The 21,476-nt window shown below is 39.2% G+C and carries 21 protein-coding genes; 11 read left to right on the plus strand and 10 right to left on the minus strand.

Annotated features, from left to right (window positions below; translation table 11 throughout):
* Positions 1–21: 21 nt before the first annotated feature.
* Both ATCC51562_RS05510 and abc-f read right to left on the minus strand, forming a co-directional pair.
* Positions 22–456 carry a hypothetical protein gene (locus ATCC51562_RS05510; protein ID WP_021091263.1) on the minus strand — a complete coding sequence of 145 codons (435 nt, stop codon included), beginning with the start codon at positions 454–456 and terminating at the stop codon, positions 22–24.
* A gap of 1 nt (position 457) precedes the next feature.
* On the minus strand, positions 458–2,389 hold the full coding sequence (gene abc-f / locus ATCC51562_RS05515) for a ribosomal protection-like ABC-F family protein (protein ID WP_021091271.1): 1,932 nt from the start codon (positions 2,387–2,389) through the stop codon (positions 458–460).
* A gap of 103 nt (positions 2,390–2,492) precedes the next feature.
* Here abc-f and ATCC51562_RS05520 point away from each other — a divergent pair, with 103 nt between their 5' ends.
* From ATCC51562_RS05520 to ATCC51562_RS05530, 3 genes are all read left to right on the plus strand, one after another.
* Positions 2,493–3,812 (plus strand): MATE family efflux transporter, encoded by a 1,320-nt coding sequence (locus tag ATCC51562_RS05520; RefSeq protein ID WP_021091265.1) that lies wholly within the window; start codon positions 2,493–2,495, stop codon positions 3,810–3,812.
* Complete coding sequence (locus ATCC51562_RS05525; protein WP_021091231.1) at positions 3,788–4,450, plus strand: M48 family metallopeptidase; 663 nt, start codon at positions 3,788–3,790, stop codon at positions 4,448–4,450. Before ATCC51562_RS05520 ends, ATCC51562_RS05525 begins: the two co-directional genes overlap by 25 nt.
* A 70-nt stretch (positions 4,451–4,520) precedes the next feature.
* On the plus strand, positions 4,521–5,006 hold the full coding sequence (locus tag ATCC51562_RS05530) for a tetratricopeptide repeat protein (protein ID WP_021091236.1): 486 nt from the start codon (positions 4,521–4,523) through the stop codon (positions 5,004–5,006).
* Between the two features lie 140 nt (positions 5,007–5,146).
* Here ATCC51562_RS05530 and ATCC51562_RS05535 read toward each other — a convergent pair whose 3' ends face one another.
* Positions 5,147–7,213 (minus strand): TRAP transporter permease, encoded by a 2,067-nt coding sequence (locus tag ATCC51562_RS05535; RefSeq protein ID WP_021091239.1) that lies wholly within the window; start codon positions 7,211–7,213, stop codon positions 5,147–5,149.
* An 86-nt stretch (positions 7,214–7,299) separates the two neighbouring features.
* Entirely contained in the window at positions 7,300–8,241 is a 942-nt protein-coding gene (locus tag ATCC51562_RS05540) for a TAXI family TRAP transporter solute-binding subunit (protein ID WP_021091209.1), read from the minus strand.
* Positions 8,242–8,555: 314 nt separating this feature from the next.
* Between ATCC51562_RS05540 and ATCC51562_RS05545 the strand changes: the two genes are divergently transcribed.
* Genes ATCC51562_RS05545 through ATCC51562_RS05560 form a run of 4 tightly spaced genes read left to right on the plus strand, consistent with a single transcriptional unit; the run spans position 8,556 to position 11,768 of the window.
* Complete coding sequence (locus ATCC51562_RS05545; RefSeq protein ID WP_021091223.1) at positions 8,556–9,428, plus strand: phosphate ABC transporter substrate-binding protein; 873 nt, start codon at positions 8,556–8,558, stop codon at positions 9,426–9,428.
* A 4-nt stretch (positions 9,429–9,432) separates the two neighbouring features.
* Positions 9,433–10,290: a phosphate ABC transporter permease subunit PstC gene (pstC, locus tag ATCC51562_RS05550; RefSeq protein WP_021091245.1), complete on the plus strand. Its 858-nt coding sequence runs from the start codon at positions 9,433–9,435 to the stop codon at positions 10,288–10,290.
* Complete coding sequence (locus ATCC51562_RS05555; RefSeq protein WP_021091214.1) at positions 10,277–11,134, plus strand: PstA family ABC transporter permease; 858 nt, start codon at positions 10,277–10,279, stop codon at positions 11,132–11,134. The genes pstC and ATCC51562_RS05555 overlap by 14 nt, the downstream gene beginning before the upstream one ends.
* Positions 11,103–11,768, plus strand: coding sequence for a phosphate ABC transporter ATP-binding protein (locus ATCC51562_RS05560; protein WP_021091225.1), 666 nt, complete (start codon positions 11,103–11,105; stop codon positions 11,766–11,768). Before ATCC51562_RS05555 ends, ATCC51562_RS05560 begins: the two co-directional genes overlap by 32 nt.
* Before the next feature lie 26 nt (positions 11,769–11,794).
* Here ATCC51562_RS05560 and ATCC51562_RS05565 read toward each other — a convergent pair whose 3' ends face one another.
* The 4 genes from ATCC51562_RS05565 to ATCC51562_RS05580 are packed head-to-tail and all read right to left on the minus strand — an operon-like array spanning position 11,795 to position 14,808.
* Positions 11,795–12,667, minus strand: coding sequence for a carbon-nitrogen hydrolase (locus ATCC51562_RS05565; protein ID WP_021091204.1), 873 nt, complete (start codon positions 12,665–12,667; stop codon positions 11,795–11,797).
* Position 12,668: 1 nt separating this feature from the next.
* Positions 12,669–13,595: a cation diffusion facilitator family transporter gene (locus ATCC51562_RS05570; protein WP_021091268.1), complete on the minus strand. Its 927-nt coding sequence runs from the start codon at positions 13,593–13,595 to the stop codon at positions 12,669–12,671.
* A gap of 2 nt (positions 13,596–13,597) precedes the next feature.
* On the minus strand, positions 13,598–14,566 hold the full coding sequence (locus ATCC51562_RS05575) for an agmatine deiminase family protein (protein ID WP_021091228.1): 969 nt from the start codon (positions 14,564–14,566) through the stop codon (positions 13,598–13,600).
* The gene (locus ATCC51562_RS05580) at positions 14,563–14,808 is read right to left on the minus strand and encodes a CBU_0592 family membrane protein (RefSeq protein WP_021091247.1); all 246 of its coding nucleotides are present in this window, start codon (positions 14,806–14,808) and stop codon (positions 14,563–14,565) included. Before ATCC51562_RS05580 ends, ATCC51562_RS05575 begins: the two co-directional genes overlap by 4 nt.
* A gap of 110 nt (positions 14,809–14,918) precedes the next feature.
* Here ATCC51562_RS05580 and ATCC51562_RS05585 point away from each other — a divergent pair, with 110 nt between their 5' ends.
* The 4 genes from ATCC51562_RS05585 to ATCC51562_RS05600 all read left to right on the plus strand — a co-directional run bounded on the left by ATCC51562_RS05585 (position 14,919) and on the right by ATCC51562_RS05600 (position 17,919).
* Positions 14,919–15,572: an amino acid ABC transporter permease gene (locus ATCC51562_RS05585; protein WP_021091220.1), complete on the plus strand. Its 654-nt coding sequence runs from the start codon at positions 14,919–14,921 to the stop codon at positions 15,570–15,572.
* On the plus strand, positions 15,559–16,227 hold the full coding sequence (locus tag ATCC51562_RS05590) for an amino acid ABC transporter permease (RefSeq protein WP_021091249.1): 669 nt from the start codon (positions 15,559–15,561) through the stop codon (positions 16,225–16,227). Before ATCC51562_RS05585 ends, ATCC51562_RS05590 begins: the two co-directional genes overlap by 14 nt.
* Before the next feature lies 1 nt (position 16,228).
* The gene (locus ATCC51562_RS05595; RefSeq protein ID WP_021091230.1) at positions 16,229–16,966 is read left to right on the plus strand and encodes an amino acid ABC transporter ATP-binding protein; all 738 of its coding nucleotides are present in this window, start codon (positions 16,229–16,231) and stop codon (positions 16,964–16,966) included.
* 92 nt (positions 16,967–17,058) lie between these two features.
* Positions 17,059–17,919, plus strand: coding sequence for a cysteine ABC transporter substrate-binding protein (locus ATCC51562_RS05600; protein WP_021091264.1), 861 nt, complete (start codon positions 17,059–17,061; stop codon positions 17,917–17,919).
* A 404-nt stretch (positions 17,920–18,323) separates the two neighbouring features.
* Here ATCC51562_RS05600 and ATCC51562_RS05605 read toward each other — a convergent pair whose 3' ends face one another.
* Together ATCC51562_RS05605 and groL are read right to left on the minus strand one after the other, a co-directional pair.
* Positions 18,324–19,691: a phosphomannomutase/phosphoglucomutase gene (locus ATCC51562_RS05605; RefSeq protein WP_021091275.1), complete on the minus strand. Its 1,368-nt coding sequence runs from the start codon at positions 19,689–19,691 to the stop codon at positions 18,324–18,326.
* Positions 19,692–19,824: 133 nt separating this feature from the next.
* Entirely contained in the window at positions 19,825–21,459 is a 1,635-nt protein-coding gene (gene groL, locus ATCC51562_RS05610) for a chaperonin GroEL (RefSeq protein WP_021091250.1), read from the minus strand.
* Between the last annotated feature and the right edge of the window lie 17 nt (positions 21,460–21,476).

A 21,476-nucleotide genomic window follows, 5' to 3' on the forward strand; every position in this document is an offset into this window, starting at 1 on the left:
ATACATTTAAATTTCAAAGTTCTATCCAAATATAAAATATCTAAATATCAAAAACTTAAGATATGCAAATTTACCCATCAAAAACAAAAAACAAGCGGCTACTAATGTAATAATAAGCCTAATAATATTAAATTCCAACGTAACCCCATAATAAATAAAAACTGACGCAATAAAGCAAAAATAAAAACAACCAAGCATGAAGATCAAATTTTTAATCCTTGCAAAAAGCCCTGACTCTTCGCTGCTTTTTGCGATTAGCCTAATGGTCTCTATCTTATTTAAAAACCCAACCTTTTTATATTTTATCTGGACCAGATCGCCTACTTCATATTTATATATTTTAGGCGAAAATGTCTCACTAAACCTCATCTTATCAACGATAATGCTAAGGCTTACAACAGAATTTTGCCTAACAACTCTCGTATTTAGCGCGCTTATCCTACCGATCTTTTTCAAGCTACTCTAGCTCCTCGGCGATCTCAAGCACTTCAAAATACTCATTTTCTAGGCTTTCAAGCTCAGCTTTTGCACTTTCTAGCTCTTCATAAAGCTTGGTTAGCCCCACTTCTTGATAAATTTTTGGATCACTAAGCCCCTCGTTTAGCTCAGCTACCCTTACTTCAAGGGCTGAAATTTTATCTGGATATGTGTTTAAAATTTGCGTTTGTTTGTAGCTTAGCTTTGCGCCGGTTTTGCTCTTTTGTTTGGCTTCATTTTGGCTATTTGAGAGCTCTTTTTCAAATTTATCAAGCTCTTTCATCTCATCTTCAAGCTCCAAATAGACGCTATACTCTTCATGCAAGACATTTATCTTTGTGCCCTCAAACGCCCAAAGCTTATTTGCCATCTTATCGACAAAATATCTATCGTGGCTAACGAGCAAGATAGCCCCCTCAAAGCTTTGCAGATAGTCTTCTAAGATATTAATAGTTGCGATATCAAGGTCGTTTGTCGGCTCGTCAAGCACCAGCACGTCGTAAGTTTTGGTAAAAAGCATCGCAAGTGCCACGCGGTTTTTCTCGCCGCCACTTAAAACGCCTATCTTTTTATCCAGAAATTCCTTTGGAAAGAGAAAATTTTTAAGATAGCCATAGACGTGCATATTTCGCCCACGAACCAGCACGTGATCACCGCCGTTTGGGCAAAATGTCTCTATAAGGCTCTTGTCATCATCAAGGACATTTCTAGCTTGATCAAAGTAGCCGATGCTCACCTCTCCTCTTTTTATCTCGCCGCTACTTGGTTTTTCAAGTCCTAGCAAAATTTTAAGTAGCGTGCTTTTGCCGCTACCATTTCGCCCGACTATGGCGATCCTCTCGCCTTGCAAAACTCTTGCGTCAAATTTTTCAAAAAGCACCTTACCATCTATGCTTTTGCTTAAATTTTTAAACTCAAAGAGCATTTTTTTGCGGTTTTGACTCTGCGTTTGGTTGAAATTTTTACTCGCACGCTCCAGCTCAAGCCTCACACGCCTTATCACGCCTGGGTTTTTCTTAGCCTCCTCGCGCATAGCAAGTACCCGCTCTTTTCTACCCTCGTTTCGCTTTAGCCTAGCTTTCACGCCGCGTCTTAACCACTCCTCTTCAGCCTTTAGCTGTTTTAGCAGCGTCTCATGCGACTTTGCAAGACTTGCTAAAATTTCCTCTTTTTTGGTTAGATAGTTTGCATATCCGCCCTCGAAATTTTTTAAGCCCGCATCCTCAACCTCAACGCACCTAGTTGCCAGTGCATCGATAAAATACCTATCGTGGCTTATAAAAACTATGCTTTGATTTGAGCTCTTTAGCATATCCTCAAGAAATTTGACCATGTAAACATCAAGGTGGTTTGTCGGCTCATCAAGCAGCAGCACATCTGGCTTTTTAAGGATGAGCGCACCCAGTGCCACACGGCGGATCTCGCCACCACTTAGCGAGCAAATAGGCCTGTTTTCATACTCTTTTAGCTTAAATTCTTGCAAAATTCTCTCGATCTTGTGCTCGATATTCCAGCCGTCTTTTGCCTCTATAAATTTCAAAAGTCTCTCTTGCTCTTTTAAAATTTCTTTGTTTTCAGGCTCATTTGCTAGTAAGACGCCACTTTTTTCATACTCGCTTATCGCGTCAAATATCTCTTTTAGCTCGTTATTTAGCGCATCTCTTACGCTAAATGTGGCGTTAAAATTTGGATTTTGCGCTAGCATCTCGACGCTTATTAAGTTTTGCACTATGCGTCTGCCACTATCTACTGCTATCTCGCCGGAGATGATCTTCATTAGCGTGCTTTTACCGCTGCCATTTTTACCGATGATCGCTATCTTTTCATTTTCATTTATACTAAAATTTACAGCGTTTAAAATCTCATTTGCGCCAAATTTTTTACTTACGTCTATCAGGTCGATTAATGCCATTTTTCTCTCAAATTTTAAATTTCTCGCGATTATATCAAAAGGGGGCTAAAACCTAATTTTGGCTATAATCGCCAAAATTTTTAAAATAATTAAGGAAAATTTAATGAACTTATCTATGAGAAAACTCGTAGTTCCGATATTTTTGGATATGTTTTTACACTTCATTACGCTCATCATCAACACCTACATGGTGACAAAAGTGAGCGTGCATCTAGTTGGTGCCATGGGTGCGGGCAATCAAGTGATGGATCTTTTTATGACCATTTTTAACTTTCTAAGCATTGGCTGTTCAGTCGTCGTCGCCCAAGCACTGGGAGCTAAAAAGAACAATCTTGCTTCAAACGTCATACACGCAAGCATCACGTCAAATACGCTCTTTGGTATCTTCTCGGCTATCGTCATCTACGTCTTTGGCTACAACATCTTAAATTTACTAAACGTGCCAAAAGAGCTTATAAATGATAGCTTCTCATATCTTCACATCCTTGGTTTTGCCTTACTTTTTGATGGTATCGGCATGGTGCTAGCAGCGGTACTTCGTGTTTATAACCTAGCAACTGCTGTTATGCTAACTTCGGTTTTAATGAACGTAATTACGATTTTAGGCAATGCTATCTCTCTTTTTGGCTGGTTTAATCTGCCAAATTTAGGCCTACAAGGAGTCGCTCTCTCGACACTTGTTGGCAGACTAGTAGGCATTTTTGTGCTAGCTTATATGCTAAGTCAAAAGGCAAAAGTTAAAATTTACTTTAAAAAGCTACTTGTCGTGCCATTTGAAATTTTAAAGAAAATCCTCTCAATCGGCCTTCCAAGCGCAGGCGAAAATTTACTCTGGATGGCGCAATACATGGTCGCTTTTGGCTTTGTGGCAAGCATGGGCGAGGCTAGCCTTAGCGTGCAGACCATTTACTTTCAGATCACGCTTCTTATCTTGCTTTGTGGAGCGAGCATTAGCGTGGCAAACGAGGTCATTGTAGGACATTTAGTTGGAGCAAGCGAGTTTAACGAGGCCTATACAAGGACATTTAGGGCACTAAGACTTGGAGTTTTTATAACGCTTGTAGTCGTGCTTATAGCTTATGCGCTAAAGCATCAAATCATGGACGCACTAAATTTAAATGAAAATTTACGTGCGATCATGCTACCACTTTTTACACTTTCGATATTTCTTGAAGCGGGCAGAACCTTTAACATAGTCATCGTAAACGCCCTTCGTGCAAGCGGTGATGCAAAATTTCCTCTTGCGACTGGCCTTATCTTCATGTGGGGGCTTTCACTGCCACTTGGATATTTTTTAGGTATCTATCTTGGCTGGGGAATTATCGGCGTTTGGATAGGATTTTGTGCTGATGAATGGCTAAGAGGCCTTGCAAATACGTGGCGTTGGAGAAGCAAAAAATGGCAAGAAAAACGCCTAGTTTAAAGCAAAAGAGCATAAATTTAGACTTTTATGGGCTAAGCGTTTTAATAAATTTTAAAACAAATGTAAAATCCATGCGTCTAAGAGTTGGCAAGGACGCTAAGATCACGCTATCTATGCCATTTTACAGCACACAAAAGATGGCTCTTAGCTTTCTTGAGATGCACAGAATTTGGCTTGAAAATACTTACAAAAAAGCTCTTTTGAATTTACCAAAAGATGATGAGATAAAATTTCTTGGGCAAGCTTATAAGATAAAATTTGATGAAAACTTTAAAGAGCCATTTTTTGATGGCGAGATTGTCTTTACGCCAAATTTAAAAAGCCTTGAGCGTTTTAAAAAAACAAGAGCAAAAGAGCTATTTTTAGAGCTTGTGAGCCATTTTCAGCCTTTTATAAACAAACCAATCAAGCGCATCGTCATACGAAATAGCAAAACTCGCTGGGGCAGCTGCAATCACAAAAAAGGCTATATAAACCTAAGCCTAAGACTCATAGAAAAGCCACTCTCAGCCGTGCGCTACGTCGTTCTTCACGAGCTAACACACCTACTCTATCCGCATCATCAAAAAAGCTTTTACGATTTTATAGAAAAAATCATGCCTGATTATAGAAAGCAAGAGCAAATTTTAAAAGCGTAATTATTTTTCATCAAGTAAGTGTAAATTTAATATGATAAAATTGCGAGAAATTTTACAAAAGGAAATTTAAATGAAAAAAATGATTCTTGTTTCGCTTTTAGCTGCTTGTGCTTTCGCAGGCGATTTTGAAGATGGCTTAAAAGCGTATGCTGGTTCAAATTTTAAAGAAGCTTTGGCTAAATTTGAAGCAGGATGTTTGGCAAATGACGTAAAATCTTGCGTAAAAGTTGGAGCGATTTACCAACTAGGAAAAACAGCTCTACCTAATCCAAGCAAGGCCTTAGAGTACTATAATAAAGCTTGCGAAGCTGGTGAGGTTGAAGGTTGCTCGGCAGCTGGTGGACTTTATCTAAACACTGAGCCGCAAAAAGCAAGAGAACTTTTTAACAAAGCTTGTGATAAGAATGATGGATATTCTTGTGAGATGGTAGGTTCTATCTTGATAGAAGCTAAAGAATTTAAAAAAGCTTATGAATTTTTAGTAAAAGGCTGCGAATTAGGTGATAAGATGTCTTGCGAATTTGCAGGCGATCTAAGACGCTCAAAACAACTATAATTTTTAGGCTTACGAGCCTAAAAATTTCTTAAAACAAAAAAATCCAAAAAACACTTATTTTAAATAGAAATTACTCAAAGTATAAAGGTGGCTCTAAAAATTTATATTAGAAATTTAGGCAAGAGTGCTCTTGCCTAAGATTAGATTATTTTTATTTGATCAAGTGGTTTATCTTTAATGCCCCATTGAGTCATAAAAACAAATCCATAAAGTACAGCAGCTACGATATAAGCAGTGTATTCGTTTGGTATAAGATTAAATTTCGCACATATATTTGGTACAAGAGCTAGTGGCACAACAGGGATCAAAAGAATACGCTCCCAAATTCTAAGCTTTGTGACATAGAAGCCTTGAAGTAAGCTTGAAAAAGCAAACATTCCTACGATCGCCATACCAAAGACAAGTAAAATTTCAAGCGGATTGCTCATCCAAACGATCCCTTTAGAGTCAAGCGGATCTCCCTCATTTACGCTTTCTATTAGCATAAGTTTGTTGTTAAAGAAAAAGGCAAATGGCAAGATCGCCGTTCTTAGATCATAAAAGAATCCTTGAACGCCAACGGTTATAGGATTTGCTTTAGCAATACCAGCTGCTGCATAAGCTGCGATACCAACTGGTGGCGTATCATCAGCTAAAATTCCAAAGTAAAATACAAAAAGATGCACAGCAATGGCTGGGATCAAAAAGCCATTTTTGTGCGCTAAAAATAAAATAACAGGTGCTACAAGACTTGAAACTACGATGTAGTTTGCCGTCGTTGGAAGGCCCATTCCTAGTATAAGTGACATCATTGCAGTAAGAAGCAATATCATAACTATATTATCACCAGCAAGTAACTCAACTAGATCTGAAAGTACTTGACCAAGACCAGTTAGAGAGATAGAACCCACGATAATACCTGCAAGTGCGGTTGCTATAGCGATCGTTGTCATACTTTTTGCGGCTGCAACCATCGCCCAAAATATATCTTCAAAGCCTATTAACACATCATTTATTCCAACTTTTTCGCCACTTGCTAGTTTTTTAACTGGCTCTTGAAAGATCATTATTAAAAATAAAAATCCAATCGCATTAAATGCTGCAGCGATGGCTGACTCTTTTGCGATTAATAGCGTATAAAGCAAAATCAAAATCGGAGTTATATAGTGAAGTCCGCTTACAAAAATTTTAAATCTTGAGTGAAACTCGCTTTGATTTATACCTTTTAAGCCAAGCTTCACGCTCTCTAAATGAACGATAAAAAATAGTGACAAATAGCAAGCAAAAGCCGGAATTACCGCTGCCATCATGACATTTGTATATGTCATGCCTAAAAACTCAGCGATAATAAAAGCAGCTGCGCCCATGATTGGAGGCATAAGCTGTCCATTTACGCCAGCTGCAACCTCGATGGCTCCAGCTTTTGTGCGTGAAAGACCAGCTTTCTTCATAAGTGGTATGGTAAATGTGCCAACGGTTACAACATTTGCAGTGGAGCTTCCTGAAACCATGCCAGTTAGACCACTTGCGATGACTGAGGCCTTAGCTGGGCCACCTCTATATTTTCCAAGAAGAGAGAAAGCTAAATTTATGAAATATTGCCCAGCACCTGCCCTCTCAAGTAATGAGCCAAAAAGTACAAAAAGATAGATAAAACTAACGCTAACTCCGATAGGCACACCAAAGATACCCTCTGTCGTTAAAAACATATGACCTGCGATCTTTTCAAAGCTGGCACCTTGATGAGCAATGATGTCTGGCATATAAGGGCCAAAGTGATCATATATCAAAAATAATATACAAATAATTGGAAGTGCTGGCCCCATTACGCGCCTGCCAGCCTCAAGCAAGACAATGATCGCTAAAAACGATATGACGATATCTTGCGTGATGTAGTCCCCTGTCCTATCAGCTAGTTCATAAAAATAAACCGCCGGATAAAGCACAGCAACAACGCCTACCACACAAAAGACCAGATCGTAAAATGGCAAACTAGAATGTGCTTTTTTATGAAAAGTGACTGGATAAAGCAAAAATACAAGACCAACCGCAAAGGCTAAGTGTATCGAGCGCGAAATGTTTGTATTTAGCGGAAAATAAGCTATATAAAGCTGAAAAACTGACCAAGAAAAGCATACGATCGCAATGAAATAGTTGTAAAAATTGCTATTTATCTCCCTTGTTTTTACTTCGACAAATTGTTCTTCGTTGTCTTTGACTTCGTTCATCTCTCTCCTTTAAAATTTAAATATATAAATTCAAAAGAATTTGTATATTTAAATTTTATCCAGAGGCAAAAGCCTCTGGAAATGGATTATTTTAAAATACCAGCCTCTTTAAATGCAGCCTCTGCAGCTGGGTGAAGCGGAGCTGAAAGACCTTGAACAAGATCTTCTTTGTTTACTGATTTTAGCGCTGGGTGAAGAGTTTTGTACTCATCAAAATTATCTAAAATAGCTTTTATCACAGCTTTTACAGCCTCATCTTTTGTGTCTTTATTGGTTACCAAAACAGCCTTTACACCGATAGTATTTACATCGTGATCAACGCCATCATATGAGCCTTTTGGAATCACACCTTTTGCGAAGTATGGCTTCTCTTTAAGAAGATTATCGATCTCGCTGCCTTCGATATTTAGGATATCAATCGGTAAAGATGTCGCAGCATCAGTGATGTTTGCAGTTGGGTGTCCGACAACAAAGCTATATCCGTCTATCTTTTTATCTTTTAGTGCGTGTGGGCATTCGCCAACTGTCAAAACGCCGTGGTAGCCTAGTTTTGAGACATCAAAGCCCTTTGCTTTAAAGACTTCAAGTGTACTCACTTCGTTGCCACTGCCTGGGTTTCCGACGTTGTATTTTTTACCTGCAAATGAAGCAAGATCACTTGTAAGACCGCTATCTTTTGCAACAACAAATGCAAGAAGTTCTGGATAAATAGCAACTACTGAGCGTAAATTTTCATCTTTTGCTCCGTCAAATTTGCCAGTGCCGTTAAATTTATCATAGACGACGTCGCTTTGAACAAAGCCAAATGTAAGCTCTTTTTTGAGGACGTTATTTACGTTGTAGACTGAGCCGCCAGTTGATTGGACTGAGCATTTTACATTAGTATTTTTGTTTGCTAAACGGCAAATCGCTCCACCTATCGGATAATAAGTGCCTGTCATGCCACCAGTACCGATACTGATAAATTCTTTTGCTGAAAGAGTTGTTGCTAAAAGCAAGCCAGCAAGTGCCAAAGAAGTAGTTTTCATCTAAGATCCTTTCAAGAAATTTAAGGCTATTTTATTCTATAAATTTAGCTTTTTACCTTATTTAATATGATATTTTCATGCCGTTTTGGCAAAGTTGCAACCATTCTACACAATCAAGACTTAAAAAAATATTTTCTTAAGATTAAATTTATATTTCTTTATCAGCCAAAATAAATTTGATAAACCGGCTATTTAAATATCATTTTTTATTGTATAATCCACCGCAGTTCTAAGTTTTAGAAAAACTGTTGCAAATTTACAACTAATCAATAGCTTTTATAAATGTTAATAACAATCAAATTTTGGAGGTTTTTATGAAAAAATCACTTATGTTGGCTGCTTCTATGCTGCTTTTATCTTTAAATTTCGCTTCTGGCGCAGACGAGAAAACGCAAGTTAGCTTTAGTGGCTCATCTACTCTAGCTCCAGTCATCGCTAAAATTTCAACCAACTTTATCGAAAAGTACGAGACTTGGGACAAGGTTGATAACTCTTTACCAAACAAAAACATCACCATCTTTGTCTCAGCTGGTGGCTCTGGTGCTGGCGTAAAAGCCGTGCTTGATCATGTCGCTGACTTTGGCATGCTAGCTCGCGATATAAAAGATAGCGAAAAGGCAAAGATCAAGGATATGAAAGCCTATACGCTTGGCATAGACGCACTTTGTGTGGCTGTAAACCCAGAAAATGAGGTGATAAAGCTAAAGGGCGGAAATTTAAGCAAAAATGAGATCGTCAAAATTTTCTCAGGCGAGTACAAAAAGTGGAGTGACCTTGACAAATCCCTACCAAATGACGAAATAGTCGTAGTTACAAGAGATCTTGGTGGCGGCGCTCACGAGGTATTTCAAAAAAAGATCATGAAAGATGTCAAAGTTAGTAAAAACGTCATCCAATCACCATCAATGGGCGCACTTGTCTCAAAAATCATCGAAAATAAAAACGCTATTGGCTATGCATCTTTTGGTATCACAAACCAAAACAAAGGCAAGCTAATACCACTAAACGTTGACGGTGTGGAGCCAACTGTTAAAAATATAGTTGATGGCAAATACTACATCTCTCGTCCGCTCATCATCGTAAAAAGTGGCGATCTAAGCAAGAGTGAGCAAATTTTTGTAGACGTGCTAAATTCAGCTGAAGGTCAAAAGACTATCGAAAAAATGGGATTTATACCAGTAAAATAGTCTAATGACAGGGCAAATTTTTAAAGGCGGGGTATATCTTTTCACACTTTTATCCGCCATACTTTTGCTTTTACTCGTGGGGTTTTTACTGATAAATTCCACGAGTTTTTTTGCAGAAGTAAGCCTTTTTGACTTCTTGCTAAACGGCGACTGGGACGTTAGCACAGAGCCTTTTAGCTTTGGGCTGTTTAATATCCTAATCGCAAATTTCGCAGTTGCGTTTTTAGCTTGTATATTTTCATTTTTTATCTCGCTTGGTATCACTATATTTATATGCTTTTTTGCGAGCGCCTGGCTTAAACACGTGCTAGACTGGATGATACGAATACTAGCTGGCATACCATCTATCATATATGGATTTTTCGCGCTTTACACGGTTGTAAAAATTTTAGAGTCAGGGCTAAAAATGTCCGCTGGTGAGTCAGTTTTGGCAGCTAGCCTCATCCTTAGCGTCATGATACTGCCATTTTTTACCTCGCACTTACTCCAAAGTGTTGATCTGCTAAAGCAAAATTTCAAAACAAACTCGGACGCGCTTGGCGTAAGCACAGGATATTTTATAAGAAAAATAATTTTTAGAAAATCCATAAAAACAAGCATTTCAGGCTTTATACTCGCATTTTCAAGGGCAGCTGGCGAGACGATGGCTGTGATGATGGTCATAGGCAACACTCCACTTTTTCCGCACCTACTCTCAAAAGCTCAGACCATACCATCTCTAATAGCCCTTGAAATGGGCATGAGCGAGGCTGGTAGCTTGCACTATCACGCCCTAATAGCAAGCGGATTTGTCCTGCTTGTTTTTATATTTTTGCTAAATATTTTTATCTTTAAATTTGAGAAAAACAATGAACGCTTTTAAAGATCATCTAGTCAAATTTTACGCCTATCTTTGCGTATTTATAGTCGTTGCGGTGATATTTTGGATATTTTATTTCATCTTTGCAAATGGTATCTCTCAGATAAATTTAGACTTTCTAACCAAAAATCCGCAAGGTTTAAATTTAGGTGAGAGTGGTGGCATAAGAGACGCTATCATAGGCTCATTTTTGCTAATGATACTATCCATGATATTTTCTGCGCTTCTTGGCGTTAGCTGCGCCATTTATAGGCAAATTTACTGCACTTCTAGCACAATCAAACTTGGGCTTAAATTTATCATCCAAACGATGGCCTCCATACCCTCTATATTGCTTGGGATGTTTGTTTATGGGCTTTTTATCGTTAGTCTTGATATCCCTAAAAGCCTACTAACAGCTAGTATTACGCTTGCTTTGATGGTCTTTCCATTTGTTGAAGTAAGCGTTGAAAAGGTGATCTCTCAGATTGATGAAAAGATGTTAAGAGATAGCTTCGCGCTTGGCGTTGATAAAAATTTCATGGCTAGAAAGCTTGTTTTGCCAACTATTAGAAAAAATATAATATCTATTTTAATACTTGCTGGCAGCTACGCCATAGGGGCAACTGCACCGCTACTTTTAACTGGAGTCGTCTTCATGGCAAAGGCAGAAGGCCTGCTCTCGCCAGTCATGGCACTGCCTTTTCACCTGCATATGCTCCTAAGCCAGTCAGTCGCAACGCAAAATGCCTACGCCACGGCGCTCGTGCTCATTTTTATACTGATAATTTTGCACCTGCTTTCAGCCGTAGTTTTATTTGATATAGGAGAGAAAATTGCTAGATATTTTAAACATAAAAGATCTTAGTATCTCTTACCAAGATAATGAAATTTTAAAAGATCTAAATTTAAGCGTCGCCGAAAACGAGATCATCTGCCTAATGGGCAGCTCAGGATGTGGCAAATCGACATTTCTATCAGCGCTAAATGGCTTTTTAGAGCAAAAAGGCGGCAGATATAGCGGAGAGATACTATTTAAAGGTGAAAATATCAAAAATAAGGGCGAAATTTGGCTAAGACGAAAACTAGCCATACTCTTTCAAGATGCCACACTCTTTCCCTTTAGCGTAGAAAGAAATTTGACCTATGCGATGGAATTTTATGAAGGCAGCATAAAAGATAAGCAAAAAAGAGTAGAAGAGCTCTTAAAAAGCGTAAATTTACTGGGCGAAATAAGTGACCTTGATATGCCAGCTAGCAAGCTCTCTGGCGGTCAAAAGCAAAGACTTTGTATCGCAAGGATGCTAACTACAAAACCTGAAGTGCTCATGCTTGACGAGCCTTGCTCATCGCTTGATATGAAAAATATTTTGATCGTAGAAGATCTTTTAAAAAGCTTGTCGCAAAGATACACCATCATCATAACCACGCACAATGAAGAGCAGGCAAAAAGGCTTGGCGGCAGGATAGTTCGCATAGTGGATAAGAAATTTGCATTTTAAAAGAGCTAGAAATTCTAGCTCTAAATTTAGTCGATAAATCTTTTTATGATATTTGCGTAGGCATCGATCCTGCGGTCTCTTAAAAATGGCCAAATTCTTCGCACTTCTTCGCTTCTTTTCATATCTATTTCAACGATCTTGCATAACTCATCTGTGCTATTTGCACGGAAAAGCTGCTCGCCTTGTGGCCCAAAAACAAAGCTATTTCCCCAAAATTTGATCCCATCCATCACGCCGCTATCATCTTTTTCAAAGCCCACACGATTTACTGCGACCACTGGCAGGCCATTTGCCACACTGTGGCCTCTTTGCACTGCCACCCACGCTTCAAGCTGTCTTGACTTTTCATCGTCGCTATCGTCCTCAAACCAGCCAATAGCCGTTGGATAGATGAGAATTTTCGCCCCTTTTAGCGCCATTAACCTTGCTGCTTCTGGATACCACTGATCCCAGCAGACCAAAACGCCAAGCTTACCAAGGCTAGTTTCAACTGGCTCAAAGCCAATATCACCAGGCGTAAAGTAAAATTTCTCATAAAATCCAGGGTCATCAGGGATATGCATTTTTCGGTATTTGCCAGCCACACTGCCGTCACACTCGAAGACAAAGGCGGTGTTGTGATAAAGTCCGTCAGCCCTCTTTTCAAAGAGCGAAGTGACTAAAACCACGCCATTTTCTTTTGCCACCCTGCCCCAAAAAGCGACGTCTTTTTGCCAGTCGTTTGCATGATCAAAGAAATTTGTATCCTCGCTTTGGCAAAAGTACTGCGTCTGGTGCAGCTCTTGGCAGACGACTAGATCAGCACCGCCTTTTTTTGCCTCGGCAATTAGCTCAAGTGTCTTTGCGATAGTCGCCTCTTTTGTGCCTTTAAATTCTTGTTGAAGTAGCGCTACTTTCATCTCATTTCCCTTCTTTGTCGTTGTATGGGTCTAAATGCGTGGTTATCTGCCACGAATAATCCCTAAATTTCTCTCTTATCTCAGCTTCAAGCGAGTCGGCCACTTCGTGCGCGTCGTAAAGCGAGATATCTTTGTCAAAAACTAAATGCAGCGTTAAAAATATGGCATTTGCGCTCTGCCTTGTGTTTAGATAGTGAAAATCAGAAATTCTTTCTTTTGCCTTTATCATTTTGATGATCCCCTCTGTGACTTCAGGGCTTGCTGCATGATCCAACAAGATACCAAAGGCGTCTTTACCTAAATTTATAGCACTTTGAGCGATGTAGCCACTTATCACGATACCAAAGATCGCATCAATCATCACAAATCCGCTAAATTTAATGATAAGTAGCGAAATAATGACTGCTAGGTTGCTAAAAAGGTCGATCTTATAGTGCAACGCGTCTGCTTTTATGATAAGGTTTCCGCTTTTTTTAGAAATTTGGTTTAAAAATAGCACCAAACATAACGTCACTATGACCGAAAACACCATCACACCAAGGCTTAAGCCAAGGTCTATCTCTAAATTTGGCTCGCTAAATTTTTTAATACTCTCATAAAATATATATCCAGCAGCCACAACGATGATGACACACTCAAATAGCGCTGCTAACGCCTCTAGCTTTGTGTAGCCAAAGTTAAATCTCTCATCGGCTTGCTTTCTTGACTTTCTAAGCGCAAATAAATTTAAAAGCGAAACGATAAAATCAAGCATCGAGTCAATTGCCGAGCCAAGCACAGCGACCGAGCCGCTAAAAAGCCCAGCTGTAAATTTCACAAGTGCGAGCAAAAAGGCGCAAGCTCCAGCTGCGATAACAGCCTTATTTTCGCCCTGCGTGCACTCCTGCTTATTTATACGGTTAAACTCATAATCAAACGGACTTGACAAGACTAAGACCTTTTATATCTATTTTGGCTTGAGCAGTGAAGCGAGCCATTTTGACGCACAAAAACTAGCGAATTTACACCGATGATCTTTCTATCTGGCAGTGCCTTGGCTAGTAAATTTAGCACCTTTTCATCGTTTTCGTCATTATATGTTGGCACGATTAGCGCACCATTTATAAAGATAAAGTTTGCATAGGTGCAGCCAAGCCTTTTGCCATCATAAAATTTAGGTTTTGGTAGTGGCAAGGCAAGTAGCTTAAAGCCAGTTTTTTTAAGCTCATCCTCCATCTTTTTAAGCTCATCAAAGTGCTCATCGCTCTTGTCATCACAAGCTGCGTAAGCTATCGTATCAGGCGTGATAAAACGCGCTAAAGTGTCGATGTGACTATCAGTATCATCGCCTCTTATAAAGCCATTTTCAAGCCAAATGATACGCTTTAAGCCAAACAAACTCTTTAGCTTCTCCTCGATCTGCTCTTTGCTAAGAGCCTTGTTTCTATTTTCATTTAGCAGGCATTTTGAAGTGGTTAAAAGCACGCCATCTCCGTTAAACTCGATGCTCCCGCCCTCTAGTATCATATCAACTGGCTCAAGCTTGGTTTTGTAAATTTTAGCTACCTCCAAATTTATCGCATCATCTTTTGAACTCTTAAATTTACCGCCCCAAGCGTTAAATTTAAAGTCGTAGCTCTTTATGCCATCTTCAGCACAAACGTCGATCATGCCGTAGTCTCTGATCCAAGTATCATCAGTCTCAAGCTTAACAAACTCTACATTTTTAAATTTCTTAAATCTAGCAAAATTTGCCTCATCAGGGCAGATGAGCACTACCTTTTCAAACGGCGTAATAGCAGCCACTAGCTCTTCATAACTAGCTAAAATCTCCTCTAAATAAGGCTCCCAGTCGCTCTTACTATGTGGCAGCGACAAAAACAAAAGCTCCTGCTCTTCCCACTCTGCGTAAGCTCTCACGCTCTCTCCTTATAAATTTTATAAATTCCATAAATTGTAATGATTATCCAAAAGACCTCTATCAAAAATGAGCCAAGGTTAAAGTGCACAAAAAGCGAGATGATAAGTAGCACCGCACCTACTAAATTTATTATCTGATAGGCTAGATCGCGGCTATTTAGGCGGCCGATTTGAAGTAAAAAGTAGCCCAACACGATGCAAATCATCCCTAAAAAGCCGATGATCTGAAAAAGATCGATCAAATTTTATCCTTTTTGCAAGCTTAAATTTAAAGCAAGATCATATCTAATTAGTTTTAAATTTATGATTATAAGATAAAATAACTCCATTTTTCAGATTGGATTAAAGTTTTATGGATTTTGAGTTTATTGAGAAATTTTATCCGCTTTATGTTAAAGCCGGAGTGCTTACCTGTGAGATCGCCTTTTTAGGGATCATTTTTTCTATTTTGATCGGTATTTTTTGTATGGCCATGAAATTTTACAAGCTAAAATTTCTATCAAAAGTAATTGATTGCTACGTCGAGCTCTCAAGAAATACACCACTTCTTATACAGCTTTTCTTTTTATATTATGGCTTGCCAAAGCTTGGAGTGTCGATGGGCGGCTTTACCTGTGCGGTCGCTGGTCTTAGCTTTCTTGGTGGTAGCTATATGAGTGAGAGCTTTAGGCTTGGCTTTGAGGCGGTTAGAAAGTCGCAGATCGAAGCGGGACTAAGTATCGCACTTAGTAAAAATCAGCTCCTAAGGTATGTTATCTTGCCTCAAGCATTTAGTGTAGCAGTGCCAAGCATCAGTGCAAATATTATCTTTTTACTAAAAGAGACAAGCATCGTTAGTATCGTGGCACTTGCTGATCTAGTTTACGTCGCAAAGGATCTCATTGGGCTTTATTACAAAACAGATGAAGCGCTTTTTATGCTAGTAATTAGCTATCTCATCATCATCTTGCCAGTCTCGCTGGTGCTTAGCTATGTCGAAAAAAGGGTGAGAAATGCAAGGAGTTAGTATTTTATTTGACACGCAAAATTTACTAAGGCTCTTTGAAGGTCTAGTCGTTAGCACAGAAATTTCATTTATCTCTATTTTTATCTCTATAATCGGTGGCTTAGTGCTTGGCGTGCTTATGAGCATGAAAAACAAATTTATCTATTTTATTTTAAAAATTTGCCTAGAAATCGTTCGTATAATGCCTCAGATCGTTTGGCTATTTTTATTTTATTTTGGTGTCAGCAAGGCGTTTGATATTCACATTTCAGCATTTACAGCCTCACTCATCGTCTTTAGCTTGTGGGGAATTTTTGAAATGATGGACATCGTGCGTGGCGCAATAACATCAATACCAAAACATCAATTTGAATCAGCCGCATCACTTGGGCTTAGTAGATTTCAAATTTACTCTCACGTCATCATCCCACTTGCCACAAGAAGGCTAGTGCCTGGAGCAGTAAATTTACTAAGTCGTATGATAAAAACGACCTCTATAGTCGTGCTAATTGGCGTTGTAGAGGTTGTCAAAGTCGGTCAGCAGATCATCGAGCGAAATGTATTTACAAATCCTATGGCGCCATTTTGGATATACACGCTCATATTCTTTTTATATTTTGTGATCTGCTATCCAGTCTCAAAACTATCAAAAAAACTAGAAGAAAAATGGAGCTAAAATGAGCGAAAACATATTAGAACTTAAAAAAATAAATAAATTTTATGGAGAGCTTCACGCCTTAAAAGATATAAATTTAGAGGTAAAAAGCGGTGAAGTGGTCGTACTTCTTGGCCCATCAGGCTGTGGCAAAAGCACAACTCTTAGATGTATAAACGGCCTTGAGAGTATCGCTAGCGGCGAGATAATAATTGATGGCGAAGTAATTGATGCTAAATTTAATGATTGGCAAAGGATCCGCCAAAAAGTCGGCATGGTCTTTCAAAGTTATGAGCTATTTGATCATATGAACGTCATAGACAACGTCCTTCTTGGACCTTTGAAGGTGCAAAAAAGAGATAGAGCCGAGGCTGAAAAAACGGCTGATATGTGGTTAAGCAAGGTTGGACTTCTTGATAAGAAATTTGCCTATCCAAAGGAGCTAAGCGGCGGCCAAAAGCAACGCATAGCAATAGTAAGAAGCCTTTGTTTAAACCCTGAAATTATGCTATTTGATGAGGTTACGGCTGCGCTTGATCCAGAGATCGTTAGAGAAGTGCTTGACGTGATACTAAATTTAGCCAAAGATGGAATGACGATGCTAATAGTCACCCATGAAATGAGCTTTGCAAGGGCGGTTGCAAACAAGATCGTATTTATGGATGCTGGGGCGATCGTGGAGATCAGCGAGCCGGAGGAATTTTTTACCAACCCAAAGAGCGATCGCGCGAAGAAATTTCTAAATTTATTCTCGTTTTAGAAAAAATAAGAGATAATTTGCCGTTTTTTCAAAATGCGTTTAGAGCGAAATTTTAACGCTCTTATTTATTTAACTTTTTACAAGGAGAAAGAGTGAGAAAATTTAAATTTTTCTTATTAGCATTAATCGCTACCGTCTTTCTAACGGGTTGTGGTAATGACAAAGGTGCCGACACGGCAAAAGCTGCTTCAAACGAAGCTGATGCGATCGCAAAGATCAAAGAGCGCGGATATGTAAGAATTGGCGTTTTCAGCGACAAACCACCATTTGGCTATGTCGATAAAGACGGCAAAAACCAAGGCTATGATATTTACTTTGCAAAACGTATCGCAAAAGATCTACTAGGCGATGAGAGCAAGGTAAAATTTGAGCTAGTAGAGGCTGCTGGTAGAGTTGAAGTTTTAGTAGCTGATAAAGTAGATATCACGCTTGCAAATTTCACAAAAACACCTGAGCGCGCACAAGTTGTTGATTTTGCGCTTCCATACATGAAGGTTTCGCTTGGCATCGTAAGCCCTGAAGGTGCAGTGATAAAGAGCATCGATGAGCTAAAAGATAAAACCCTAATCGTAAATAAAGGCACAACCGCAGATGCGTTTTTTACAAAAAATTATCCTGACATTAAGCTTGCAAAATACGACCAAAATACTGAAACATTTGCAGCTTTGGTTGATAAAAGAGGTGCCGCACTAGCACATGATAATGCCCTACTTTTTGCCTGGGCAAAAGAGACTCCTGGTTTTGTTGTAGGCGTTGAAGCGCTTGGTGATGTGGATGTGATAGCACCAGCTGTTAAAAAAGGAAACAAAGTTTTACTTGACTGGCTAAACAATGAGATCATTGAGCTTGGAAAAGAAAATTTCTTCCACAAAGACTATGATGCTACACTAAAACCGATCTACGGCGATAGCGTCAATCCAGAATCACTTGTCGTTGAAGGCGGCAAACTTTGAAAATTTAATGGCGTAAATCTTTACGCCATCTCTCTTTTTTTTAAATTTAACAAATACGTTTGTAAAAATTTTTGCCGGTAGGTTACACTGCATAAAATCCATAAAGGACGGATATCTTACATACCTGAGCAGTAAGCTAGTAGATGAACCCTTGCAACAATGAACTGAACGCCGATATTAGATAGACTACTTGTGGATTTAAATTGCATTATCCGCATGAACATTCAAAAAGGCTAAGGCGCATGTATTTTATAAATTTAAATTCTAGATAATATGTATATAGAGCCCACAAAAAAAGAAACCCACGAAAGCTAGGCGAGAAAGATACAACTTAGTTTTTAAATATTTAAATAAAATTCTAAAAGGCATTTTGGAGTAAATTTAGCCCAAAATGCCTTTGCAAGCTACATTAAGCTCTTTAGTAGATTTGTTACTTTTTGCTCGATCTCTTCTAAAAATTCCTTGCTCTTTGCCTCAAATCTAGTAACAATAACTGGCGTTGTATTTGACGCGCGTACCAGCGCCCAGCCATTTTCAAACTGAATCCTTATACCATCAATATCAATGATATTTTTTATCTTTGGCAGGTCGCAACTCTCATTTTTCACACAATCTTTTAGCTTGGCAACTATCTTAAATTTAGCCTCATCAGTCGTCTTTACCTTGATCTCATCGGTGCTAAAGACAAGTGGCATCTTATCAAGCTCGCCATCAAGGTCAAAACCCTTGTGAACTAGCTCAAGCACCCTCATCATCGCGTAAAGCGCATCGTCAAAGCCAAAATATCGCTCTTTAAAAAAGATATGACCGCTAACTTCAGCCGCTAGATCTACGTTTAGCTCTTTCATCATTTTTTTGATGTTGCTATGCCCAGTCTTGCCCATGAAAACTTCGCCTATTTTTGCAATCTCATCATACATGTTTTGCGAGCATTTAACCTCACCAAGCACCTTTGGATGTTTCATATTTAGTGCATAAAGATAGGCTAGCTCATCGCCTTTTATATCTCTTTTTGGAGTTATAACTGCGATCCTGTCGCCATCTCCGTCAAAGCCAAATCCAAGGTCAAATTCCTTCTTTTCAATGAGCAAAAACAGCTCTTTTAAATTCTCTTTTTCGCTTGGATCTGGATGGTGATTTGGGAAATTTCCGTCTGGATCTTCATATAAAATTTTTGCATTTAGCCCAAGCGCTTTAACGATTGGCACCAAACTCACGCCAACAGCGCCATTTGCACAGTCGATGATAAAAGGCTTTTTGAAATTTTTAAGCTCACTAAACTCTTTTACAAAAAACTCAACATATTTTTCTAAGATATTAAATTTCTCACAGCTCTCATTGTCTGCGATCTGCTCACCAGAGGCGATTATCTCGTTCACCTTATCTTTTAAAATTTGCAGATCTTTGCCAAAGAAGCTATCTTTTTTAATGGTAATCTTAAAGCCGTTGTACTCTTTTGGGTTGTGAGAGCCCGTGATCATGATGTTTGCGTCGAAATAATCAGCATAAACGCTAAAGTAGCCAACAGGAGTTGGTAGCAAGCCGATGTTATAAATTTTAAAGCCACCAGCCTTGTTTAGACCGCTTAGCAGATACCTAAAAAGCGTGCTAGCACTTAGTCTTGCATCAAAGCCAATGCTTAAAGTTTTCACGCCAAATTCGTTAAATTTCTTACCCAAAGCAAGCCCTATAGCCTTGACGCTGTCCTCCGTCAAGTCTTTTTCAAAAATACCGCGTATGTCATATTCTCTAAAAATTTCATCATATTTCATTGTAAATTCTCCCTAAAAGAAAGCAAAATGATACAAGAATAAATTTAAAAAGGAGTAAATAATTTTATAAATTTAGTGAGATTAAAGTTTAAATATAAATTCGAGCTAGAAGGCTCTAGCTCGAAAAGGGCTGCTACATCATGCCGCCCATACCACCCATTCCGCCCATGTCAGGCATTGCAGGCATTGCTTTTTCTTCTTTTATCTCGCTGATAGTTGCCTCAGTTGTTAGTAGTAAGCTAGCCACGCTAACAGCGTTTTGAAGCGCAACTCTCTCAACTTTAACTGGATCGATAATGCCAGCTTCAAACATATTTACATATTCGCCAGTTGCAGCGTTAAAGCCAAAATTTGCATCTTTGTTTGTCTCAACTGCGTTTGCTACTACGCCAGCGTCAAAGCCAGCGTTCTCAGCGATTTGGCGAAGTGGAGCACGAAGCGCTCTTCTAACGATCTCAGCACCGATTGCCTCATCGCCTTGTAAATTTAAATTTACGCTCTTTGAAGCAAGGATAAGAGCTGAACCGCCACCTACTACGATGCCCTCTTCTACAGCTGCACGAGTAGCGCTTAGAGCGTCATCTACGCGGTCTTTTTTCTCTTTCATCTCAGTCTCAGTCGCAGCACCTACTTTAATAACTGCCACGCCACCACTTAGTTTTGCAAGGCGCTCTTGAAGTTTTTCTTTGTCATAGTCACTTGTTGTCTCAGCGATTTGCGCTTTGATCTGAGTTATTCTAGCGTCGATCGCTGACTTCTCGCCCGCACCATTTACGATAGTTGTGTTATCTTTATCGATAACTACGCTTGAAGCTTGTCCAAGGTCATTTATAGTAGCGCTCTCAAGTGTTCTACCTAGCTCTTCGCTAATGACTTCGCCACCTGTTAAGATAGCAATATCTTCAAGCATCGCTTTTCTTCTGTCGCCAAAGCCAGGAGCTTTTACGGCTGAGATGTTTAGCACGCCACGAAGTTTATTTACAACAAGCGTTGCAAGTGCCTCGCCTTCGATATCTTCAGCGATGATTAGAAGTGGTTTGCCACTCTTTTGTACTTGCTCAAGCACAGGGAGTAGATCTTTTAAATTTGTGATCTTCTTGTCAAATAGCAATATGAATGGATTGCTTAGCTCTACTTGCATCTTTTCAGGGTTTGTGATGAAGTATGGGCTTAGGTATCCGCGGTCAAACTGCATACCCTCAACAACGCTTAGCTCGTCTTGGATAGACTTTGCCTCTTCTACTGTTATGACGCCATCTTTGCCAACTTTCTCCATCGCATCAGCGATTAGTTTGCCGATGCTCTCATCTGAGTTAGCAGAGATAGTAGCGATCTGAGCGATCTCTTTTGAACCTGATACTTTTTTAGAGATATTTTTTAGTGCATCTATAAGAGCTGCTACTTCTTTATCCATACCGCGTTTTACTTCGATAGGATTTGCGCCAGCAGTTACGTTTCTAAGACCCTCTTTAAATATCGCGTGAGCTAGCACAGTCGCTGTTGTAGTGCCGTCGCCCGCTTGGTCGTTTGTCTTGCTTGCTACTTCTCTAACTAGGCTTGCACCCATGTTTTCGATAGTATCTTTTAGCTCAACTTCTTTAGCCACGCTAACGCCGTCCTTTGTGATGTTTGGAGCACCAAAGCTCTTTTGGATAAGGACATTTCTGCCTCTTGGTCCCATTGTCACTTTCACAGCGTCATTTAGTTTTTTTACGCCCTCGTATAGGCGGTTTCTTGCATCATCAGAGTAAAAAATTTCTTTTGCCATTGTCTTTCCTTTTTTAA

The organism is Campylobacter concisus ATCC 51562 (assembly GCF_000466745.1).
GTDB classification, from domain to species: Bacteria; Campylobacterota; Campylobacteria; order Campylobacterales; family Campylobacteraceae; genus Campylobacter_A; species Campylobacter_A concisus_B.